Source organism: Ruegeria sp. BE1 (genome assembly GCF_056538885.1).
The window spans coordinates 614,428-636,742 of sequence record NZ_JBQFTY010000002.1; the positions used below are offsets into that span (position 1 = coordinate 614,428).

21 protein-coding genes are annotated in these 22,315 nt (G+C 60.4%); 5 read left to right on the plus strand and 16 right to left on the minus strand.

Annotated elements, in window-relative coordinates:
- Positions 1-3 precede the first annotated feature (3 nt).
- From ACR0J5_RS09340 to pdeM, 4 genes are all read left to right on the plus strand, one after another.
- Positions 4-549, plus strand: a complete 546-nt coding sequence (locus ACR0J5_RS09340; protein WP_480652596.1) for a prepilin peptidase — start codon at positions 4-6, stop codon at positions 547-549.
- A 117-nt stretch (positions 550-666) separates the two neighbouring features.
- Entirely contained in the window at positions 667-1,974 is a 1,308-nt protein-coding gene (locus ACR0J5_RS09345) for an ATPase (RefSeq protein ID WP_480652598.1), read from the plus strand.
- 39 nt (positions 1,975-2,013) lie between these two features.
- Complete coding sequence (locus ACR0J5_RS09350) at positions 2,014-4,425, plus strand: ligase-associated DNA damage response DEXH box helicase (RefSeq protein ID WP_480652600.1); 2,412 nt, start codon at positions 2,014-2,016, stop codon at positions 4,423-4,425.
- Between the two features lie 41 nt (positions 4,426-4,466).
- Positions 4,467-5,129 (plus strand): ligase-associated DNA damage response endonuclease PdeM, encoded by a 663-nt coding sequence (gene pdeM / locus ACR0J5_RS09355; RefSeq protein ID WP_480652602.1) that lies wholly within the window; start codon positions 4,467-4,469, stop codon positions 5,127-5,129.
- Positions 5,130-5,135: 6 nt separating this feature from the next.
- On the opposite strand, the gene ACR0J5_RS09360 is transcribed toward pdeM, so the two are convergent.
- From ACR0J5_RS09360 to ybgC, 14 genes are all read right to left on the minus strand, one after another.
- A complete protein-coding gene (locus tag ACR0J5_RS09360; protein ID WP_480652604.1) occupies positions 5,136-5,882 on the minus strand; it encodes a LytTR family DNA-binding domain-containing protein in 747 nt (248 codons plus the stop codon).
- Positions 5,883-6,089: 207 nt separating this feature from the next.
- Complete coding sequence (folD, locus tag ACR0J5_RS09365; RefSeq protein ID WP_480652606.1) at positions 6,090-6,980, minus strand: bifunctional methylenetetrahydrofolate dehydrogenase/methenyltetrahydrofolate cyclohydrolase FolD; 891 nt, start codon at positions 6,978-6,980, stop codon at positions 6,090-6,092.
- Positions 6,981-7,031: 51 nt separating this feature from the next.
- Positions 7,032-7,337, minus strand: coding sequence for a chorismate mutase (locus tag ACR0J5_RS09370; protein ID WP_480652608.1), 306 nt, complete (start codon positions 7,335-7,337; stop codon positions 7,032-7,034).
- 58 nt (positions 7,338-7,395) lie between these two features.
- Entirely contained in the window at positions 7,396-9,072 is a 1,677-nt protein-coding gene (locus ACR0J5_RS09375; RefSeq protein ID WP_480652610.1) for a formate--tetrahydrofolate ligase, read from the minus strand.
- 186 nt (positions 9,073-9,258) lie between these two features.
- The gene (locus ACR0J5_RS09380) at positions 9,259-9,834 is read right to left on the minus strand and encodes an MOSC domain-containing protein (protein WP_480652612.1); all 576 of its coding nucleotides are present in this window, start codon (positions 9,832-9,834) and stop codon (positions 9,259-9,261) included.
- Between the two features lie 99 nt (positions 9,835-9,933).
- Positions 9,934-11,850, minus strand: a complete 1,917-nt coding sequence (gene ftsH / locus ACR0J5_RS09385) for an ATP-dependent zinc metalloprotease FtsH (RefSeq protein ID WP_480652614.1) — start codon at positions 11,848-11,850, stop codon at positions 9,934-9,936.
- A gap of 76 nt (positions 11,851-11,926) precedes the next feature.
- A complete protein-coding gene (gene tilS, locus ACR0J5_RS09390; protein ID WP_480652615.1) occupies positions 11,927-13,180 on the minus strand; it encodes a tRNA lysidine(34) synthetase TilS in 1,254 nt (417 codons plus the stop codon).
- The gene (ybgF, locus tag ACR0J5_RS09395) at positions 13,177-14,001 is read right to left on the minus strand and encodes a tol-pal system protein YbgF (RefSeq protein ID WP_480652617.1); all 825 of its coding nucleotides are present in this window, start codon (positions 13,999-14,001) and stop codon (positions 13,177-13,179) included. Before ybgF ends, tilS begins: the two co-directional genes overlap by 4 nt.
- Positions 14,002-14,005: 4 nt before the next feature.
- Complete coding sequence (pal, locus tag ACR0J5_RS09400; RefSeq protein WP_480652619.1) at positions 14,006-14,524, minus strand: peptidoglycan-associated lipoprotein Pal; 519 nt, start codon at positions 14,522-14,524, stop codon at positions 14,006-14,008.
- 87 nt (positions 14,525-14,611) lie between these two features.
- Positions 14,612-15,931, minus strand: coding sequence for a Tol-Pal system beta propeller repeat protein TolB (gene tolB / locus ACR0J5_RS09405; RefSeq protein ID WP_480652620.1), 1,320 nt, complete (start codon positions 15,929-15,931; stop codon positions 14,612-14,614).
- On the minus strand, positions 15,928-17,028 hold the full coding sequence (locus ACR0J5_RS09410; RefSeq protein ID WP_480652622.1) for an energy transducer TonB: 1,101 nt from the start codon (positions 17,026-17,028) through the stop codon (positions 15,928-15,930). The genes tolB and ACR0J5_RS09410 overlap by 4 nt, the downstream gene beginning before the upstream one ends.
- 9 nt (positions 17,029-17,037) lie before the next feature.
- Entirely contained in the window at positions 17,038-17,514 is a 477-nt protein-coding gene (gene tolR / locus ACR0J5_RS09415) for a protein TolR (protein WP_480652624.1), read from the minus strand.
- A gap of 1 nt (position 17,515) precedes the next feature.
- Positions 17,516-18,211 carry a protein TolQ gene (gene tolQ, locus ACR0J5_RS09420; RefSeq protein ID WP_480652626.1) on the minus strand — a complete coding sequence of 232 codons (696 nt, stop codon included), beginning with the start codon at positions 18,209-18,211 and terminating at the stop codon, positions 17,516-17,518.
- Between the two features lie 109 nt (positions 18,212-18,320).
- The gene (gene ybgC / locus ACR0J5_RS09425; RefSeq protein ID WP_480652628.1) at positions 18,321-18,728 is read right to left on the minus strand and encodes a tol-pal system-associated acyl-CoA thioesterase; all 408 of its coding nucleotides are present in this window, start codon (positions 18,726-18,728) and stop codon (positions 18,321-18,323) included.
- A 178-nt stretch (positions 18,729-18,906) separates the two neighbouring features.
- Here ybgC and ACR0J5_RS09430 point away from each other — a divergent pair, with 178 nt between their 5' ends.
- Positions 18,907-20,604 carry a SulP family inorganic anion transporter gene (locus ACR0J5_RS09430; protein WP_480652630.1) on the plus strand — a complete coding sequence of 566 codons (1,698 nt, stop codon included), beginning with the start codon at positions 18,907-18,909 and terminating at the stop codon, positions 20,602-20,604.
- Between the two features lie 3 nt (positions 20,605-20,607).
- Here ACR0J5_RS09430 and ACR0J5_RS09435 read toward each other — a convergent pair whose 3' ends face one another.
- Positions 20,608-21,231 (minus strand): hypothetical protein, encoded by a 624-nt coding sequence (locus ACR0J5_RS09435; RefSeq protein ID WP_480652632.1) that lies wholly within the window; start codon positions 21,229-21,231, stop codon positions 20,608-20,610.
- Between the two features lie 64 nt (positions 21,232-21,295).
- Complete coding sequence (gene ruvB, locus ACR0J5_RS09440) at positions 21,296-22,315, minus strand: Holliday junction branch migration DNA helicase RuvB (RefSeq protein ID WP_480652633.1); 1,020 nt, start codon at positions 22,313-22,315, stop codon at positions 21,296-21,298.

Genomic DNA, 22,315 nt, shown 5'->3' on the forward strand with positions numbered 1-22,315 from the left:
TACATGAACATCCCCGCGCAGGCCGCGACGTGGTTTCTGCCCTTCGTTGTGCCCATCTGCATCTATGTGGCCTATATTGATCTGCGCGACATGCGGATCAGGAACCACGCGGTCTATGCGGTTTTTGGGGTGTTCGTCATCGTCGGGCTGTTCCTTTTACCGCCCTGGTCGACCGAATGGTCCTCGGCCAGTTTGGGACCGGTGTCTATTTCCCTGCCCCCATATCTTTGGCAGATCCTGCATGTGATACCTGTTCTGTTTCTGGGCATACTGTTCAATGCGATCCGCGCGATGGGGGCCGGAGACGCCAAGTTTATGGCCGCCGCCTCGCCCTTTGTCTGGCCGGGTGACTATTTTCTGATGATGATCATTCTGGCGTCGATGAACATGGCGGCCTGGATCAGTCACAGGCTGGCCCGCTCAACCGCACTGCGCAGTTTTGCACCTGAGTGGGAAAGCTGGAGCCGGGCCAAGCATATCCCGATGGGCCTGTCGCTGGGCGGCAGCCTGACGCTTTATCTTGTTCTTGGCACTGTTTACGGCTCGTAAACTATCACTAACCCGCCTCTTCCCTGCCTTGGTGCTGCCACAAAGCGCGGCCAAATTTTCAGCAAGTGACCCTTCCGGGGGTTTTTTGCGTGAAATTGTTAATGACGGGCGACGCTCATGAATATGTTGACGACTTCGGTTATGGCCCCCCCTGCCCCCAAGGGACTGGGCGAAATGAAACTGCCCATCGTGATGATGCGCGACATCATGTTGAAAACGATCTTTCGCAAGAACGTGGACACCGTGACCGAAATCGCAGCAGCCATCTGTCTGCCCGGATCAGTGACGCAAGAGCTGATCGACATGGCCCGCGAACAAAAACTGATCGAGGCCACAGGCACCCTGAACGCCAATAGCGGCAATGAAATGGGGTATCAGCTGACGGACGCAGGCAAAGCCCGCGCCTTGGACGCGCTGAGCCAGTCGGAATACTTCGGCGCCATGCCCGTGCCGCTGGATGTGTACCGCGAGCAGGTCAAACGCCAATCGATCCGCAACATTCAGGTGACCCGCGAACAGCTGGTCGGCGCTATGGGCCACCTTGTTCTGCCCGACAGCCTTCTGGACCACCTTGGCCCTGCGGTCAGCGCCGGTCGCTCGATCCTGATGTATGGCCCTCCGGGCAATGGTAAATCCTCGATTTCAAACGGCATTCGCGACGCCTTGGGCGACAATGTCTATGTACCCTATGCCATCGAATATGCCGGTCAGGTGATCACCGTCTATGACCCGATCGTCCACACGGCGGTCGAACAAGAGGCCGATGACCCCAACAGCCTGCGCCGCCGCAAACGGTTCGACACCCGCTATGTTCAGTGCGAACGCCCCACCGTTGTCACGGGTGGTGAATTGTCGCTGAGCATGCTGGACCTCGTCTACAACCCGACCGCACGGACCTATCAGGCGCCTTTGCAGCTGAAATCAACAGGCGGCATCTTCATCGTGGACGACCTTGGACGCCAGCAGGAACCGCCGCAGGCGCTGATCAACCGCTGGATTGTTCCGTTGGAGGAAAAGAAAGATATTCTGGGTCTGCAATCGGGTGAAAAATTCGAAGTTCCCTTCGATACGCTGGTGATCTTCTCGACCAACTTCCACCCCAACGAGATTTTCGACCAAGCGGCCCTGCGCCGGATCTTCTTCAAGATCAAGATCGACGGGCCGAACCAGGAAAACTTCCTGAAGATTTTTGCCATGGTCGCGCGTAAACGCGGCATGCCTCTGGACGAGGCCGCGCTGGTGCACCTGCTGAAGGTCAAATATCCGACCATCAACAATGTCTACGCGAACTATCAGCCGATCTTCCTGATCGACCAGATGATCTCGATCTGCGAGTTCGAGGGCATCCCCTATCAGATGAGCCCCGACCTGATCGACCGCGCCTGGGCCAACATGTTCGTGCGCGAAGAAAAGATCGTACACTAACCCACTGTAATTCCGATGCCGGGACGGTAGTCTGCGCCCATGACGCAGATTCCCGCCCGGATCACCGATTGGTTCACGGCCAAAGGCTGGTCCGTTCACCCGCATCAACAGGACATGTTCGACCGGGCCTTTGACCCGGCGACCCTGCTGATCGCGCCCACGGGTGGCGGCAAGACCATGGCCGGGTTCCTGCCAACCCTGGCCGAGCTGTCGGAAAGCGCGCCGGATGGGCTGCACACGATCTATGTCTCGCCGCTCAAGGCGCTGGCTGCAGACATTCGCCGCAATCTGCGAGGACCGGCTGACGAGATTGGCCTGCCAATACGGATTGAGGACCGCACCGGCGACACATCCGCCACGCAAAAGAAGCGCCAGCGTGTTGACCCACCCCATATCCTGCTGACCACGCCCGAAAGCCTCGCGCTGCTGACCTCATACGAGGACGCGCCGCGCATGTTCGCAGGCGTGCAGCGTGTGATCATTGATGAAATTCATGCGCTGGCCGAAAGCAAGCGCGGCGATCAGTTGATGCTGGCGCTGGCCCGGTTGCAATCGCTCTGCCCCTCTGTCCGCCGCGTCGGGCTATCGGCGACGGTCGAAGACCCCGACGCCATCGCGCGCTTTCTGGCGCGCCACCCGGACCCCTGTCAGATCATTCAGGCCGATCCCGGGCCCGACCCTGACATCCGTATGCTTGAGACGCAGGAGATGCCCCCATGGTCCGGTGGTGGCGCCGCCTATTCCATCCCTGCCGTTTTGGACCAGATCAGGCAGCACAAAACCACGCTGATCTTTCACAACACCCGCGCACAGGCCGAGATTTTCTTTCACAACCTCTGGCTTGCCAACGAAGACGGCCTGCCCATCGGCATCCACCATGGCAGTCTGGACCGGCAACAGCGCGAACGGGTCGAGGCCGCCATGGTGCGCGGCGACCTGCGCGCCATCGTCTGTACCGGCTCGCTGGATTTGGGCATCGACTGGGGTGATGTAGACCTTGTGATCCAGATCGGCGCGCCGAAGAACGTCAAGCGGCTGGTCCAGCGGATCGGGCGAGCCAACCACCGCTATAACGCGCCCTCCAAGGCCCTGCTGGTGCCCGCCAACCGGTTCGAAGTGGTGGAATGCGTCGCAGCGCTTGAGGCCGCCCGCGCGCATGATCTGGATGGCGAGCCGCGCGGCGCAGGCCCGCGCGATGTGCTTTGCCAGCATATCCTGATCGCGGCGGCAGCGGGCCCTTTCGATGCCGATACCCTGTTTGGGGAAATGATCGCCGCCGGACCCTATGCGCAGCTGAGCCGTGATGCCTTTGACGCCTGCCTGGAGTTCTGCGCGACCGGAGGGTACGCCCTGCGCGCCTATGATCGCTGGCAGCGTCTGCAACAGCGCCCCGACGGGCAATGGCAGCTGCGCGACCCCCGCGCAGCGCAGCGTATTCGTATGAACCTTGGCACCATACAGGATACCGACACGCTGAAAGTGCGCCTAAAACGCAATCGCGGCGGCAAACCATTGGGTGAGGTCGAAGAGGCATTTGCCGCGTCGCTCACCCCCGGGGACACATTCCTGATCGGCGGCCAGATCGTACGCTATGAGGGGCTGCGCGAGATGACGGTCGAGGTCAGCCGCCGCGCGGATCGCAAACCCAAGGTCGCGACTTTTTCAGGCACGAAATTCGCCACTTCAACTCAGCTGAGCGACCGTATCCTGCGCATGTTCGCACAAGCAGACTGGCCGCAATTGCCGTCACATACTGCCGAGTGGCTGGCCCTGCAACGTGACCTTTCGCGTCTGCCGACACGCGACCGGCTGTTGATCGAAAGCTTCCCCAATGACGGGCGCGAGCATCTGTGTGTCTACGGCTTCGCTGGACGCAACGCGCAGCAGACGCTGGGCCTGTTGCTGACCAAACGGATGGAGGAAACCGGCTTGGCCCCGCTGGGATTTGTGGCCACCGACTATGCCACATTGATCTGGGGGCTCGACGCGGTGACCGACCCGCGCCCGCTGTTCCAGCCCGAGGCGCTGCGCGACGGGCTTGAGACTTGGCTGGCAGGAAACGCCGTGATGAAACGCACCTTTCGCGCCTCGGCCACCATCGCCGGGCTCATTGAGCGCAATACAGGCGGGCAACGCAAAAGCGGGCGGCAGGCGACGTTTTCGTCGGATATCCTGTATGACACGCTGCTGAAATATGACCCTGATCACCTTCTGATGCAGATCACGCGCGAAGAAGCGATGCGCGGGCTGGTCGATTTCGGTCGGATTGAAGAAATGCTTGCCCGGATCGACGACCGGATCGACCTGCTGCGACTGGACCGCGTCTCACCCCTTGCCGCCCCCTTGTTTCTTGAGGTCGGCAAAGTGCCGGTCAAAGGCGCAGCCGAGGAACGTCTGTTGGCCGAAGAAAGCGCGCGCCTGCTGCAAGCAGCTGGGCTTGCGCCCAGTTGATTGCTCTTGCAGAGCAGATCAAAACACGCAAAGAACGTATCATGAACGACGTCACTTTTACCTTTGCTGGGCAGACCCTCAGCGCGTTGGGGTCCGGGGCCTTGTGGTGGCCCGCGCAGCGCCTGCTCTGCGTCTCGGACCTGCATCTGGGTAAGTCTGAGCGGATCGCGCGGCGTGGCGGCCCAACCTTGCCGCCCTATGACAGCCGGGAAACGCTGACCCGTCTGGCTGCCGATATTGCCCACACCAGTCCTGACACGGTGATTTGCCTGGGTGACAGTTTCGACGACCTCGATGCCTCGGCCGCGCTGGACCCGGCTCAGAAACGGGACGTCACCGCCCTTCAAGCCGGCCGTCGCTGGATCTGGATTGAAGGCAACCACGATCCCGGCCCCATTGATCTGGGCGGGGCGCATCTGGCCGAATACAGTATTGGCCCCATTACCTTTCGCCACATCGCACAGAGCAAGGCACAGAGCGAAATCTCAGGTCATTACCATCCGAAAGTGCGCGTGACGGCGCGGGGGCGAAGTGTCACGCGCCCTGCGTTTCTGGTGGATCAAACACGGCTGATTCTGCCCGCTTACGGCACTTATACCGGTGGGCTACACAGTTCGGATGACGTGCTGAACGGCTTGATGGAGACGGAGGCGATGGCCATTCTGACAGGAGCGCAGCCCCGGATTTTTCCCATGCCACGCTGAATTCGCTTAGATCACCCCATCTTCTTCCAGCATGGGTTTGTATTTTCGGCTGACCGGAACCAGATCGCCGTTTCTGAGGCGCAAGAACGTCTTTCCGCCCTGCCGCTCAATCCCGACAATCGCCTCATCGACCACCCAATGTGACCGATGCGTGCAGTGCCCCACGATCGGGTCCATCTCGGCAATGGCATCCGTCAACCGCGAACGGACGGTGAATGTCCCTTCCGATGTAACGACGTCAACCTCGTGGTCACGCACGGTCAACCGATAGATCTGCCCCGCGAACGACTCCGGCAGGCGATTGCGCATTCGCGGTTCCGGGCGCAGGGGCTGAGGTGTTTGCCGTTCTGTCCGGCTGTGCCCCCCGACCAGAACAAGCCCTGTGGCAAACAGCGCGCCGTACGGGGCGACGGCAAAAATGTCAGGGGGTTGTTGCCCACCGTAGGTCATCAGCAAAAAAGACAGCAACCACAGCGGTGGCAAAAACAGCACCAGAATAATCAGACCCAACGCGCCGTCGCGCAGTGAAAAATGTGCATCCAGAAAGTAAATCTGCGTCAGCTTGCGGGCAACCCACGTCACGCCCAGCGCGAGGCCGACCACTCCGGCCCAGAACACCAGACGTTCGCCAAAACTGAGCGGTATAGCAGGAAAAGGTTGGAAAGCGCTCGCCAGAAGCGGCGGCAAAGCAATGGTGGCCAATGCCCTGCGAAGGGTGATTTCAGCCAGAACCGGTCTCAGCACAGTGTTCATGCCAACTCGTCATATTACCCCCAGGGTCCAGCCCACATCCCGAAGACACCCTGGCTTATTCCATAACTGGCTGGAATTGCTTGCTTATCACCGTTCTCGGAATATTCAAACCCTGCCCTTTTGAACTGAGTAACAGTTTTGTGAAACAAAAAGGGGCCGAAGGAGGTATCTCCTTCGACCCCAAAACCTGTTTGGTCTCCTAAAGGATCAGGCTGTCAGCCCCTCAGGTTCGGGCAGACCATTTGCCCGGCAGCAGGCGGTCAGAGTGTTGGCCAGCAGGCAAGCAATGGTCATCGGACCAACCCCGCCCGGAACCGGGGTGATCGCGCCTGCGCGCTCGGCTGCGCTGGCGTAGTCGACGTCACCGACCAGCTTGTTCTTGCCGTCGCGTTCAATGCGGTTGATGCCCACGTCGATCACGGTTGCACCTTCTTTGATCCAGTCGCCCGGCACCATCTCGGGGCGGCCCACGGCAGCGATAACGATGTCAGCGCGGCGGACAACGTCCGGCAGGTCCTTGGTGCGCGAATGCGCAATGGTCACGGTACAGCTGTCGCCCAGCAGCAGTTGCGCCATCGGCTTGCCCACGATGTTCGAACGGCCAATCACAACCGCGTCCATACCCGACAGCGAGCCGTGATAGTCACGCAGCATCATCAAACAGCCCAGCGGGGTGCAAGGCACCATCGACTTCTGACCGGTTCCCAGCAGGCCCACGTTCGAGATGTGGAAGCCATCAACATCCTTGGCCGGGTCGATCGAGTTGATCACCAGATCTTCGTTCAGATGCTTGGGCAGCGGCAGTTGCACCAGAATTCCATGAACAGCCGGATCGTTATTCAGCTTGTCGATCAGCGCCAGCAGGTCCTCTTCCGAGGTGTCAACGTCCAGCTTGTGCTCATACGAATTCATGCCGACCTCGACGGTCTGCTTGCCTTTCGAGCGGACATAGACCTGGCTTGCCGGGTCTTCACCCACCAGAACCACGGCCAGACCGGGCGTGATGCCGTTTTCTTCTTTCAGCTTTGCAACCTGATCGGCCACTTGCGCGCGCACTTTCGCCGCAAAGGCTTTGCCGTCGATAACCTGGGCTACCATCCTGTGATCCCTTCTTTCCAAAAACGGATCGGGCGCAAAGCGCCCGGGTGTTCAGTCGGGGCCGATCACGCCTTCTTCACGTGCAATCGACCAATCAATCAAAATGCGCCACAGTTTTTCGGCCAGATCAGGGTCCATGCCCAATTCGTCCGAGCTGTCACGCACACGCTGCACCACCTCTTCGACACGGTCCGGGATGCGGGCCGGCAGGCCCTCGCCGGGTTTCAGCTGCGAGGCGCGGTCGATGTAACCTGCGCGCGTCACCAACATCTCAATCAGTTGGCGGTCCAGCTTGTCGATCTGAACCCGCAATTCCTGCATCGATTGACAGTCTTGCGGCGGTGTCAGAGTGGGCATTGCGATCTCCTCATGGCCCGGGGATATCCCCGGACCACGAGATGTCCTATTCGGCGGCTTAGAACAAGCCCTCGATCTGACCTTCGTCGTTGAGACGGATTGTCTCAGCGGCGGGTTTGCGGGGCAGACCGGGCATGGTCATGATCTCACCGCAGACAACCACGATGAAACCGGCACCTGCGGACAGGCGGACCTCACGCACCGGAACCGAGTGGCCGGTGGGCGCGCCGCGCAGGGTCGGGTCGGTCGAGAACGAGTACTGGGTTTTCGCCATGCAGACCGGCAGGTTGCCATAGCCCGCGTCTTCCCACTCGCGCAGTTGGTTACGGATCTTGTTGTCGGCCAGAACCTCGTCAGCGCGGTAGATGCGCTTGGCGATTGTTTCGATTTTCTCGAACAGCGGCATGTCGTCGGGGTAGATCGGCGCGAAGTTCGCGGTGCCACCTTCAACGATTTCAACAACTTTCTCAGCCAGAGGCGCAGACCCTTCCGACCCCAGTTCCCAGTGACGCGACAGAACCGCTTCGACACCGTGCTCACCGCAATAGTCTTTGACGGCCTGAACTTCGGCGTCGGTATCGGTGACAAAGTGGTTGATGGCGACAACGACCGGCACACCAAAGGACTTCACGTTCTCGATGTGGCGACCCAGGTTGGCGCAGCCCGACTGAACGGCGTCGACGTTTTCGGCGCCCAGATCCGCCTTGGCAACACCACCGTTCATTTTCATCGCGCGCACGGTGGCAACCAGTACCACAGCCGACGGCGCGATACCTGCCTTGCGGCACTTGATGTTCATGAACTTTTCGGCACCCAGGTCGGCACCGAAACCTGCTTCGGTCACGACATAGTCAGCAACTTTGAGCGCGGTTTTGGTGGCAATGACCGAGTTACAGCCGTGTGCGATGTTGGCAAACGGGCCGCCATGGACGAAGGCCGGGTTGTTTTCCAGCGTCTGCACCAGGTTCGGCTGCATTGCGTCTTTCAGCAGAACGGTCATTGCGCCTTCGGCTTTGATGTCGCGGCAGTAAACCGGGGTCTTGTCGCGGCGGTAGGCCACGATGATGTCGCCCAGACGCTTTTCAAGGTCTTTCAGGTCGGTTGCCAGGCACAGGATCGCCATGACTTCGGACGCCACGGTGATGTCAAAGCCTGCTTCACGCGGGAAGCCGTTCGACACGCCACCCAGCGAAGCGGTGATCTGACGCAGAGCGCGGTCGTTCATATCGACCACACGACGCCATGCAACGCGGCGCACGTCGATTTCGGCTTCGTTGCCCCAGTAGATGTGGTTGTCGATCATGGCCGACAGCAGCGAGTGGGCCGAGGTGATGGCGTGGAAATCACCGGTGAAGTGCAGGTTCATTTCCTCCATCGGAACAACCTGTGCATAACCGCCACCTGCAGCGCCGCCCTTCATGCCGAAGTTCGGGCCAAGCGAGGCTTCGCGGATACAGATCATCGCGTTCTTGCCGATGCGGTTCAGACCGTCGCCCAGACCCACGGTGGTGGTGGTCTTGCCTTCACCCGCCGGGGTCGGGTTGATCGCCGTCACCAGGATCAGTTTGCCGTCTTCGCGGTCCTGAACCGAGTTGATGAAGTCCTGGCTCACCTTCGCTTTGTCGTGGCCATAGGGCAGCAGGTCGGCGGAGTCGATGCCGATTTTTGCGCCGATCTCCTGGATCGGTTTTTTGTTCGCTTCGCGGGCGATTTCGATGTCGGATTTATAGCTCATTGGGCAGGGTCCCTGATTGAATGCCGTGCAAAACCGACGCGGTGCGTCGGCGCTGGGCAATCCATACCGTTGTGCACCCAACAGGTGGCTATGGATTCCGACATAATTGTGCTGCGAAACGGCGCGGCGTCATTTACAGTGTGGCGTCACGTAACTTTGATCGTTTCCCATCGGAAATACTGTGTCTTAAGGTGCCCAGGCGCGCTGATCCGGAACAAACAGGGTCATCAGGTCACCCAGCCTCAACGTTCCGGGGCGTTCGACCCATGCGGTCACGCCGCGACGCCCCTGTGCGGCGGGTTTGAACTTGGCCCCATGACCGGGGTGTTCGCCCTCAATCTCGCGCCCCGGGATCACGCAGGGGCGGTTTTCCATATCAATCGTGATGGTGACACCCCCCGGTCCCTGAAGCCGCGATGACGGGGGGACGTGGGTGAAATCAGGAATGCCGCGTAGCATGATGCTGACGCCCAGCGGCGATGGATCAAGGGATTCCAGCCCCATCTCTTGCGCGGTCGCTGCAACCTCTTCGACCGACAAAACTGACAATTGCCGCACGTTGCGAATTTCAGTGCCCTGCGGATAGAGGTTTTTCATCCGCACACAGGATGGACGGGTTTCCCCTTCGTGACGCGCGCCGCGATCACCGCCAAAGCCCAGTTCCAATGCGTCCACAGCCTTGGCGCGAATCGAGTCATCTGCGGGCACATGGCCCAGCCAGACAACTTCACCCTTGAATTCGGTTTCACGCATTACCGGCATGGCAGGCCCTTTCATCGCTTGGATTCCACCCGCAATAGAAGTCACCCATCCCGGAAAGAAAAGAAAAAAGACCCGGGACTGTGCCCGGGTCTGATCTGGTTAAGCCGAAGGTTCCGGCTCCATCCCGCCTTCGGGCGGAGACTTCTTGGCCTTTGTCTTTGGAATGGCGGTGACGCTGGGTGCGTTGCCTTCGTCAGGCTTGTCACTTTCGTCGTCGTCCTCTGACGGAGATTCGCCGTTCATGACGCGCTTGATCTCGTCGCCTGTCAGGGTCTCATATTCCAGCAGGCCCTGCGCCAGACGCTCCCATTCCTCGTTCTTGTCGGTCAGGATTTTGTGGGCGCGCTCGTATCCTTGCTGGATGAGGCGCTTCACCTCTTCCTCGATCAGCTCTTTGGTATGGGCCGAGACCGAGAATCCGGCGGTGTTACCCTGATAGCCTTCATGCGCCTCGGCATAGTCGATATTGCCGACCTTGTCGGACATGCCCCAGCGCATCACCATGGCGCGCGCCAGCTGGCTGGCCTGCATGATATCACCCGCGGGACCGTTCGACACATGGTCTTCACCGTATTTGATGACCTCGGCCGCCTTACCGGCCATGGTCATGGCCAGCTTCTGCTCACACTCATCGCGGTGATAGTTCAGGCGATCCATTTCCGGCAGTGACACAACCATACCCAGCGCGCCACCGCGCGGGATGATCGTCGCCTTGTAAACCGGATCGCACAGCGGCAGCTCCAGGCCGACCACAGCGTGGCCCGCCTCGTGGTAGGCGGTCTTTTCCTTTTGATCCTGGGTCAGCACCATGCTGCGGCGCTCGGCGCCCATCATCACCTTGTCTTTGGCGTTCTCAAAGTCTTCCATGGTGACAAAGCGACGGCCAACACGCGCGGCCATCAGCGCGGCCTCGTTCACGAGGTTCGCCAGATCAGCACCCGAGAAGCCCGGCGTACCCCGCGCAATGATGCGCAGATCGACATCGGGGCCCAGAGGCGTCTTGCGCGCGTGCACGCCCAAAATCTTCTCACGCCCTTTGATGTCAGGGTTGCCAACGGTCACGTTCCGGTCAAAGCGGCCCGGACGCAGCAGCGCAGGGTCCAGAACGTCCTTGCGGTTGGTGGCCGCCAGAATGATCACGCCTTCATTCGCTTCGAACCCATCCATTTCAACCAGCAATTGGTTGAGCGTCTGTTCGCGCTCATCATTACCGCCGCCGTAACCGGCACCACGATGGCGGCCCACGGCGTCAATCTCATCGATGAACACAATACAGGGCGCGTTCTTCTTGGCCTGTTCGAACATGTCGCGGACACGGGATGCACCGACACCGACGAACATTTCAACAAAATCCGAGCCCGAGATGGTGAAGAACGGCACACCCGCCTCACCCGCAATAGCGCGGGCCAGCAGCGTTTTACCTGTACCCGGAGGGCCAACCAGCAGCGCGCCCTTGGGAATCTTGCCGCCGAGGCGCGAGAATTTCTGCGGGTTGCGCAGGAATTCAACGATCTCTTCCAGCTCTTCTTTTGCCTCATCAATGCCGGCAACATCATCAAAGGTCACGCGTCCATGCTTTTCGGTCAGCATCTTGGCCTTGGACTTGCCAAAACCCATCGCGCCGCCTTTGCCACCGCCCTGCATCCGGTTCATGAAATAGACCCAGACACCGATCAGCAGCAGGAAGGGCAGCAACGTGATCAGGAAGGATTGAAAGCCCGATTGCTGTTGCTTGACCGCCTGAACGGGGATGTTTTCGTCAATCAGCAGCTTGGTCACCTCGGCATCGCCGGGTTTGATGGTCACATAGTTCGCGCCGCTTTGCGTGGTATAGCGAATCTGCTCGCCATCCAGCGTCACGCTCTTGACCTCACCGCCCTGAACGGCGCTGACAAAATCGGAATAGGTTCTTTCGTTGCTCTGAAGTGTTCCACCCTGTCCGCTGAAGAAGTTGAACAGTGCAAGGATCAGCAAAAACAGAACGACCCAGAAGGCGATGTTACGAGCGTTGCCCAAGGAAAATCTCCCAAAAGATTTCGGCAGGTGGGGGTCTGCCGGGTTGCTCCTTAAAATAGAGATGATTCAAGCAGGTTCAATGCGATAAAAGAGAAGAGTAGAACTCGGGCCGGTGCGGCGCAAAATCTGCGCTCCAACCATTTGAAAAATCTGCCAGAGGGGCAGCTAACAAGTTTTCACCGTTCCAGACCGCCGGATGGGACAAAAGCGCCGCGCGCGGTTTGCCCAGGGCGCGCCAGTCCGGCAATTGCGACAAACCGTCCTGCCCCAGCGCCCGAACTTCGGCCCCGGGTGTTTGCGGGCCGGTCAGTACCCATCTGTTGTCCCACACAGCGTTTGGCGTGGCGATTTCGGCTGAAACTGCGTTTAGTTCCCTGCAAACCCACGCTTTATCGCGTTTCGGCACAATAGCGCAGCCTGCCAGGGTCAAGGGCTGTGCCGTATAAATGGCCTTAACGGCCTGATCCACGGCAGAGCCGCGCGGCGGATAGCCCGGCCCGGCAATCCACGCAATACTTCCAACGACCAACCGCCTCTGAATCTCGGCGGGAAGCCGTAAAAAACCAATTTGGTCAATGCAGATATCCCCGCCCTCGACACGCAGAACCGCGCGGGCGGCCTCCTGCGTATACTGGGCCAGTGCGTCACGCGCTTGTGCAAGATTTTTTGCCACGCGGGTCAAGGATTGTGCAGAAATGCCCAGTGTATCCAAGTCAGACAGCGCCTTGCGCGCTTTGATCCGGTCGAATGCAGGGTCGTGATTCGAAGGGTCTTCGCTCCAATCTGCGCCAGTGCCTTGCAGGTAATCGCGCAACTCCTGCCGGGTGATGGCCAGCATGGGGCGCAGCAGCGTGACGCCATCCTGATCCCGCGCCGGTGGCATCCCACAGAGGCCCGTAAGGCCAGAGGCCCGGCCCAGCCGCATCAGCAGCGTCTCGGCCTGATCATCGGCGGTATGACCCAAGGCGATGGCTGGAACATCGTGCCGCCGTGCCCAATCGGTCAGCAACCGGTACCGCGCCTGCCGGGCTTGGTCCTGCAGGTTGCCCGTGCCATCCCATCCCTGCCACAACAGCGTTTCATGCGGGATACCCAGTTGCGCAGCCTGCCCCGCAACTTGCCGCGCCTCATCATCGGCTTCGGGACGCAACCCATGATTCACGGTCGCCGCGAAAAGCCGGATGTCTTCGGTTTGCGCCAGATCGTGCAGCAGGTGCATCAGGGCAACCGAGTCCCCTCCGCCGGATACAGCGATTCCCAGACGCGGCGGCAGCCGATCGGGCAACCCCGCGCGCAGGTCTGATCGCAGAATGTCGGTCTTTTGGGTCAAGAACAGCCCAGTGTCGCCATTTCCTGCGAGGCCGCCGATACTGTCGCCGATGTCGGGAAGCGAACGCTAACTTCGGAGAGGGTGATGCAGGCCTGATCGGTCTGCCCTAAACGCCCAAGGGCAGCACCCAGTTCAAATAGGGCTTCGGGCGCAAAACTGCCCTCGGAATCGCCGGTAAAACTGGCCAGGAATGCCCGCGCGGCCTCACGCGTGTCACCCAGACCTTCCAGCGCCTGACCGCGTTTCAGATGCGCCTCGGGCGCAAGCGGGCTGCCGGGATAGGACGTATCGAACTGCGCAAATTGGTCAGCCGCGGCTTGAAAATCACCTTCGGCCAACGCCAGCGAGGCCGCTTCGAAATCCGATTGCTCACCAATGGCCAACTCGCCCTGTTCCGTCACAGACGGAGCCGCCGGGGTGATGGGCGCAGCGGCGGTGATTTCCGTGTCCCCGCCCAGAGTGGATGTGGTACCCAGACTACCCAGATCACCGCCTTCCAGTTCGACCAGACGAAATTCCAGATCACCGATCCGGTTTGTGCCATCGGTCACGACATTCTGCACCCGCTGGTTCAATTGCTCGGTCTGACGCGTCAGGCGCTGCAACTCGGCCTCGATGGCGTCTACACGTTCCAGGATCGAGCTGCCGGACAGGTTCGGGGCCGGAGAGCCGGTGGTCGAAAACTCGCGCTTGAGGCGCTGTATTTCCACATGCAGCACCGTCAGTTCCTGACGAATATCCGCCAGCGTCTGCTGATCCTGCGCTTGTGCCACACCAACGGTCGCAACAACCGCGGCCAGAACCCATCCTGCAACTTTCATCGTCTTACCCCAAGGTTGAACCGGTCAGCACCGTTACCGCACGGCGGTTTTTGGCATAGCAGTCCTCGGTGCTGCAAATCTCAATCGGGCGCTCCTTGCCAAAACTGACGGTGGTCAGACGGTTGCCGGCAACCCCGCGCGAGATCAGGAATTCGCGGGCCGCATTCGCCCGGCGCGCGCCCAGTGCAAGGTTGTATTCGCGCGTGCCCTGTTCGTCCGCATGACCTTCGATGGTGGCCACATAGTCGGTGTTCGCCAGCAGCCAGTCGGCCTGTCCTTGCAGAACCTGCTGCGCCTGCGGGGTCAGGGTCGATTGATCCACCGCGAACAACACCCGGTCGCCGACAGTTTGCTGAAAATAGGCCGGTGAGCGCGGATCGCTGGGTGATCCCAACGCAAGTGCGCCATTGGCCCCGTTCGCGCCATTGCCAAAGCCGCCGCCCAGAGCGGACGGATCATTGTTGGTACATGCGGCCATCACGCTCAGCGTGCCCAAGGCCAGGATTTTGCCCAATACGTTCATTTCAGGTGCCTCGTTGTTTTATTGGTTTATTGCTGTCTCTCTAGCACAGTGCAGGTTTTTTGTGAACTTTTCCAACCCCCGCCCTGATCAATTCTGCAAAGGTCCCCAGGACGGATCGCTGCCGCCATCCGGGGTGCGTACCGGGCGTAGGTTCCGGCCCGAAATATCCACAGAATACAAGGTCGCCCGACCGCTTGCGCCCTGCGTTTCACGGGTGAACATGATCACGCGGCCATTGGGCGACCATGTGGGCCCTTCGTCCAGAAAGGACGAGGTCAGCAGGCGTTCCTCGCTGCCATCGGTGCGCATCACGCCGATATGGAACCGGCCCTTGTTCTGCTTTGTAAAGGCGATCAGATCCCCGCGCGGCGACCAGACAGGTGTTCCGTACCTGCCCGCGCCAAAGCTGATCCGGGTCGCCTCGCCCCCATTTGCGGGCATGATGTAAAGCTGCGGCGTGCCTGACCGGTCGCTTTCGAACACGATCTGCGAACCGTCGGGCGAATAGCTGGGCGCAGTTTCGATCGCCGGTGTATTGGTCAGCCGCACGCTTTGACCCGATGCCAGGTCCATTTTCCACAGGTCCGTGTTACCGCCCTGAATCAGCGAATAGACAATCGAACGGCCATCCGGTGAAAAGCGTGGCGAAAAGCTCATCGTGCCGCCTTGGGTGTTCAACTCGGTCTGACGCACGCGGTCCACGTCCAGAACGTAGATGCGCGGCTGTCCGGTTTCATAGCTGGTATAAAGCAGCCGGTCGCCAGTGGGCGAGAAACGCGGGGCCAGAACGATGGCCGAGCTGTCGGTCAGGAACTGAACATTCGCGCCGTCATAGTCCATGATCGCCAAGCGTTTCTGGCGCTGATCCTTGGGACCGCTTTCCGAGACAAAGGCCACGCGGCTGTCGAAATAAGGGCTTTCACCCGTAATCCGGGCATAGACCTGATCGGCCACCTTATGCGCCATGCGCCGCCATCCATCCGTGGTACCCGCAAATTGCAGGCCATCGCCCAGTTCATCACTTGAAAACACATCCCAAACGCGGAAGCGCACAGTCAGGCGGTTTCCCGACACATTAACTGCCCCGGTAATGAGCGCATCCGCGTTGATCGCCTTCCAATCTGCGAACTGGACGGGCGACTCAAAGCTACTGACCTGACTGATGAAAGCGTCCGGAGAGATTTCGCGGAACAAGCCAGTTCCAGTCAAGTCAGCCGCGATCAAACGGGTAATATCCTGAGCGTATTGCGCAGCAGCCGGGTTGTCCGGAACAAAGCCTGGCACCGCAAAAGGCAGGGGTTCAATAATCCCTTCGTCCAACTCAAGCCGCAACACCCGGTCCTGCGCATAAAGCGGTGCTGCCAAAATCGTCAGGCCAAGCAACAGGCTGGTCAGAAATCTCATCATTTGATCCGCATCCTCTCGGGATTGAATGTAATCTCAACGTCCCGCCAATGCTCGTACTTATCCGCAGGCAGGGTGTAGCCTTTTGCACCACAGCGCAAAATCGCGCGTCTGGCGGCCTCAAAGGCCTGTCTTGCAGCCCCGGCGGACCCGCCCGAGCTTTCGATCATGCGCAGGCTTCCGCCCACGACTTTTCCATCGGGTGTCAGGGAAAACCCAACAACCACAACCGTTTGCAGCGCGTCTGTCGACAAAGATCCCACATTCCAGCATTGCGAAACTGCCAGACGCATCGCGTCTTTCTCACCACTCGTCAAAGGCGGGCCCGACGGTGCCGCCGGTTCAGACAGCGCCTCGGCCAGGGCATCATTGATCGCGGTCTCGTCGTTTTGCACGGGCTCGGGCGGGGTCGGCTCCTGTTCTTCGGCCACTTCGGTCTGCGCCAGAGGCGTCGGTCGCTTGGGCCGCACCTGCGGGCGCGGCGAGGTGCGCGGGGCGTTCTCTTTGGTCTCTTCCGCCTCGGTCACGATCTCATCGGTCGCCTCGTCAGGCGCGGTCTGATCCTGCTGTTCCTGCTGGGTCTCGGCGCCCTCATCCAACGAGACGGCGGGGGTTTCCACCTCATCCGGGGTCGCTTCGGGCGGCGGCGGTGCGATCGGTTCCGGGGCGACCTTATCAGCGGGACGCGGTTGCGCCTCGGGGCCCGGTGGCACGGGCAGCACTTCGGTCACAGGCTCAGGCTGTTCCAGTGTCGGTGGTTCCTCGACGACTTCCGGCTCGGGTGGCTGCTCAACCGGGTCGGGCACCGGGTCCGGCTCTGGTTCAGGCGGCGTCACAACCTCGGGCGGAGTGACCTCTTCTTCGGTATTTTCAGGCGGGGCGCTTTCCGGCTCGGGCGTCTCGGGGGGTTGCAACGCAGCCGGGATCGGCACCTCGGGCGCATTGACCTGTGTAGTCATTGCGGCGAACTGCTCATCCGAAATCACCGAGACCTCCTGCACCGCCATAGGCAGGGGTTCGGACCGGAACGTACCGCCGAAAAAAGCCCATCCAATCAAAGTGACATGGGCAATTGCCGAGATCTTGGTGCCGGTATCCACCGTGCGGCCTCACTCTCCACCTTCGTCCAGGGCCGGGCCGCCGGTATCGGTGACCAGACCCACGTTGGAAAACCCGCCCGCATTCAGCGCGCCCATGACCTGCATGACCTGTGCGTAGGGAATCGCGCCATCCGCCCGCAGGAACACGCGGTCGCTGCTGCGTTCTGCCGCGATCGCCTGCAATTTTCCAATCAACTCTTCACGCACCACATCCGTGGTTTGGATTTGCACACGGCCATCTGCGGTCAGCGTTACCGTCAACGGTTCCTCATTGTCGCCGGGCAAAGCACTGGCAGCAGTTTTGGGCAGGTCCACCGGCACGCCGACGGTCAACAAAGGCGCCGCGACCATGAAGATGATCAGCAGCACCAGCATAACATCCACAAAGGGCGTCACGTTGATCTCGGCCATCGGCTGGGCACGCCCGCGACGCCGTCCACGTCTGCGCCCATTGCCACCGCCGTTCTGCTGAACCGCCGCGCCCATGTCAGCTGTCCAACTGGCGTGACAGAATGGTAGCGAATTCGTCGGCAAACGCCTCGTACCCGCCCACGATCCGGTCACTGTCGGCGCTGAGCTTGTTGTAGAAAATCACCGCCGGGATCGCAGCCAGCAGACCCAGGCCGGTGGCCAAAAGCGCCTCGGCAATGCCCGGAGCGACAACGGCCAGGTTCGTATTCTGCTGCTCGGCAATCTCGATGAACGCATTCATGATGCCCCAGACGGTGCCGAACAGGCCGATGAACGGCGCGGTTGAGCCCACAGTAGCCAGAATAGGCAACCCTTTTTGCAGCCCTTCGGCCTCTTTCGCGATGGCCACATCCATGGACCGGTCGATCCGCGCCGTGGCCCCGGCAATCAGCCCGCCATCGGTGCGGTGCGAGCGTCGCCATTCGATCATTCCAGCCGCAAAAATCTTTTCCGAACTGCCATCTGGCTGCGTGCCGATCTGTTCGAACAATTCATCCAACGGGTTGCCGGACCAGAAGCTTTCATCAAACACCTGCGCCTCGCGACGGGCCGCGCGGTAGTTGATCAGTTTCTGAATGATAATCGCCCAGGACCAGATTGATGCGCCAACCAGCATCAGCATCACCAGTTTGACGATAAATGTCGCGCGGGCATACAGCCCCCACATGGAGAAATCGATCTCCTGCGCCAGCGCCAGCGTTTCAGCTTCCATGAACCTGCTCTTTGTTTTGCCTGATGGCCATTCGTTTGGCCTTGTTTTGCCAAACGCTAACCCAGATGGTCGTGAAAAGCCAACACAACCACCCCAGCGCTGCAATTTGTTACAGCAATGCGCGAATCTCTGCCGGAAGCCGCACCGGCTTGCCCTGCGCATTCATGCACACGGCGGTCACGGTGGCGCGGAAAATCTCGGTCTCTCCCCGCTTTATCAGCTGACCCATGGTCAGCCGCACCCCCGAGCGGGACAGGAACCGGGTCTCGACAATCAGCTCATCATCAAACTTGGCCGTCGCCAGATAATCCGCCTCAATCCGGCGGATCACCCAGACGATCCCGTCATCGCGCATGGCGTTCTGATCATTTCCCAAACGTCGCACATAGTCTGACCGGGCCCGTTCGATGTATTTCAGGTAATTCGCGTGATAGACCACCCCGCCCATATCGGTGTCTTCATAAAAAACCCGAACCGGATAGATATGCGTGTCTTGCGCTTTGGGAGTGTCGGTCATGGTTACTCAGATCAATTTTCGGGTCAGCCTAGGGCTTTCTTTACAGATGCACATGCAATGACGCTCCTGCAATCCCGACGGTGGAACAATTTAACGTCTGCAGGTTGGCGAGTATCGAATTCCAAAGCATTGCCGACTAACCTGTTCATATTGGGACCAGACTGTAACAGGTGATTGAATGGCCGGATCGCGCCGGAACACAGGCAAATCTCTGCTTCCAATCCTGCAGGGCCTTCTGCCGATCGACCGATCCTCGGTCCCGACCGAGGTTCTGGCCGGGCTGACATTCGCCTGCCTCGCGATCCCCGAGGTCATGGGCTACACCAAAATCGCGGGCACCCCTGTGGTGACCGGACTTTACACGATCCTGATCCCGATGGCCTTGTTCGCAGTGTTCGGATCATCGCGGCATCTGGTCGTCGGGGCGGATTCTGCGACCGCCGCCATCACCGCCTCGGCCCTGGCGGGCATGGCCGTGTCGGGATCGTCGGAATATCTGGCGCTGGCCTCGCTGTTGGCCCTTATCGCCGCCGTGCTTTTGATCGCTGCCCGCTTAGTAGGCCTTGGGTTTCTGGCCGATTTCCTATCGCGCACCGTCCTTGTGGGATTTCTGACCGGCGTCGGCATTCAGGTGGCAACAGGCGAATTGCCCGGAATGCTGGGGATTGAGGGCGCTGGCCACGGCGCACTCGCCAAGCTCAGCGATGTTACTCAGAACGTCAGCAAGACACATTGGCCAACCGTATTGGTGTCCCTGTCTGTGTTGGCGGTTGTAGTCATCTGCAAGCAACTGTCCCCCAAGGTACCGGGCGCCCTGCTGGCCATTTTGGGCATTATCCTGTGCAGTTGGGCCTTCCAGTTTAGCACCACAGGCATCGCGGTTTTGGGGCCCGTCTCGGGCGGCCTACCGGCCCTGTCGATCCCCGATGTGACGTGGAGCTGGGCTTTGTTCAAACAACTCCTGCCCACGGCCCTTTCGATCTTCGTGGTGATCCTCGCCCAAAGCGCCGCCACCTCGCGCGCCTATGCTGCACGGTACGACGACAGGTTCAGCGAGAACACCGATCTGGTCGGGCTGGGCCTCGCCAATCTCGGAGCAGCTTTCAGCGGTACCTTTGTCGTCAACGGCAGTCCCACCAAAACCGAGATGGTCGCCAGCGCCGGGGGGCGCAGCCAGATCGCCCAACTGACAACCGTGGCCGTCGTCCTTGTGGTGATCCTGTTTCTGACCGGGCCGCTGGCCTTCCTGCCCAACGCCGCCCTCTCTGCCGTGGTGTTTCTGATCGGGCTGAAACTGATCGACCTCAAGGGTCTTGCCGCCATCTACCGACAGGCCCGGTCCGAGTTCTGGATTGCAATTGCCACCGCCGCCGTGGTGGTTCTGGTGGGCGTTGAACAAGGGATCATCTTCGCCATGGTCCTGTCCCTGATCGACCACACGCGTCGGGGCTACAGGCCCAAAAACGCGGTCATCATCCGCAGCAGCGATGGCGGGTGGCACGCGGCCCCGATTTCGCAACCCGGCCAGTTCGAACCCGGGCTTATGATTTATCGCTTTTCCCACAGTCTCTACTACGCCAATGCGCAACGCCTGTCGGATGAGATCACGGCACTGATCGAACACCCCGACCCGCCGCTGCGTTGGTTCTGTATCGAGGCGTCATCGATGGACGACATCGACTTTACCGCAGGCTACACGCTGCACAGCCTGCACAGCCAACTGAAGACACACAATATCCGACTGGTTTTCCTGCTGATCGACCCGGATGTCCGCAACGAGCTGGATCGCTACGGCATCACCGCCCTTGTCGGACAGGACGCTTTCTTCGAAACCGGCAGCGATCTGATCACAGCCTTCCGCCAATCCAACAGCTAAGCGCTATTGCACAGGCTGCATCCGCGCAAACAGACGCAAGGCGTGCGAGGCATCCTGCGCTGCCCCCGGCAGAACCCGGTCATAGGCGGCGCGGATCAACTCAGCTATGTCAGGCCGCAAAACCGTTGTCTCCCCAGCCACGGCCAAAGGCGACTGCGCACGAAACGCGGTGTCCGACCACAAGAGGATAGTCTGCACCACCTGACTTAGTGCCAATGTTTCGGCAGGGACCTTGGACAGCTCTGTGTCCATGCGCAGAAACACGAACGCAGCCCGGATCGCGCCGTCCTCTTCAAACCGGAATACGCGGTACTGATTGGCGTCTGCCGCCACCAACCGATCCACCAAAGGCGCAAGGTCCGGGATCAGCCGGTCCAGATCAGGCACCTCCAGCAGTTCCTGCCAGTCGCGGAAGAAAAAAACCATGCAATTCGCGCCCAGTTCAGGATCGGTTTCCGCCATCCTGTGCCCGGCCAGCGCCACCACGGCCTCAAACGCGCCTTTGACAGTGGCCAGAGTGTCATCCTCAACCCCAAAGACAATAGGCACGATCGGCCGCCCCCAACGGGCGAACAGAAACTCACCGCTTTCGCGCGTAAACAGCGCCTCGATCTCATCAGGTGTCACGCCCTGTACCTTCTTCTCGTTCCAAATACGGCCGCCGGAGGCTTAAAAAATATGGCACACCGCTTCAACCAAACAGATCGTTTTGCCCACGCGGAGCCGCCATTCCCAAATGCGTCCACGCCTTTTGTGCCAACATGCGCCCGCGCGGGGTCCGCTGGATCAGCCCCTGCTGCAACAGATAAGGCTCAATCACCTCTTCCAGCGAATCCCGGCTTTCCGACAAGGCCGCCGACAGGGTTTCGATCCCGACAGGACCGCCCGCATAGTTCTCGGCAATCAGCGTCAGGTACCGCCGGTCCGCGCCGTCCAAGCCCAGATTGTCCACGCCCAAGCGGGTCAACGCCCCATCGGCCAACTCTCGGGTGATCCGCCCATCGCCCTCGACGATGGCGAAATCCACAACGCGGCGCAGCAACCGTCCGGCAATCCGCGGGGTCCCACGAGACCGCCGGGCGATCTCGCGCGCGCCCTCATCATCGGCAGGCGCGCCCAGTTTGCGGGCGTTCCGGGTGACGATCTCATGCAATTCATCCACCGTGTAGAATTGCAGCCGCGTGGGAATGCCGAACCGGTCCCGCAAGGGCGTGGTCAGCAGGCCCATGCGCGTCGTCGCACCGACCAGGGTAAAGGGCTGCAGCTCAATCCGAACCGTGCGTGCCGCAGGGCCCTCACCGATCACAAGGTCCAGCTCAAAATCCTCCATGGCCGGATACAGAACCTCTTCGACTGCGGGGTTCAGGCGGTGGATTTCATCGATGAACAGCACGTCGCGCGATTCCAGATTGGTCAGGATCGCCGCCAAATCCCCCGCCTTGGCCAAAACCGGCCCCGAGGTCATGCGGAAATTCACCCCCAGCTCGCGCGCCATGATCTGCGCCAGCGTCGTCTTCCCCAACCCCGGAGGGCCATGGAACAGCGTGTGATCCATCGCTTCGCCCCGCTGACGGGCCGACTGGATGAACACACGCAGGTTGGCGCGCGCCTCGGCCTGACCGATGAACTCATCCAGCCCCTGCGGGCGCAGAGCGCGGTCGTTATCCTCGGGCAAGGGGTCAGGGCGCAGGGTGGGATCGGCGTCGGTCAT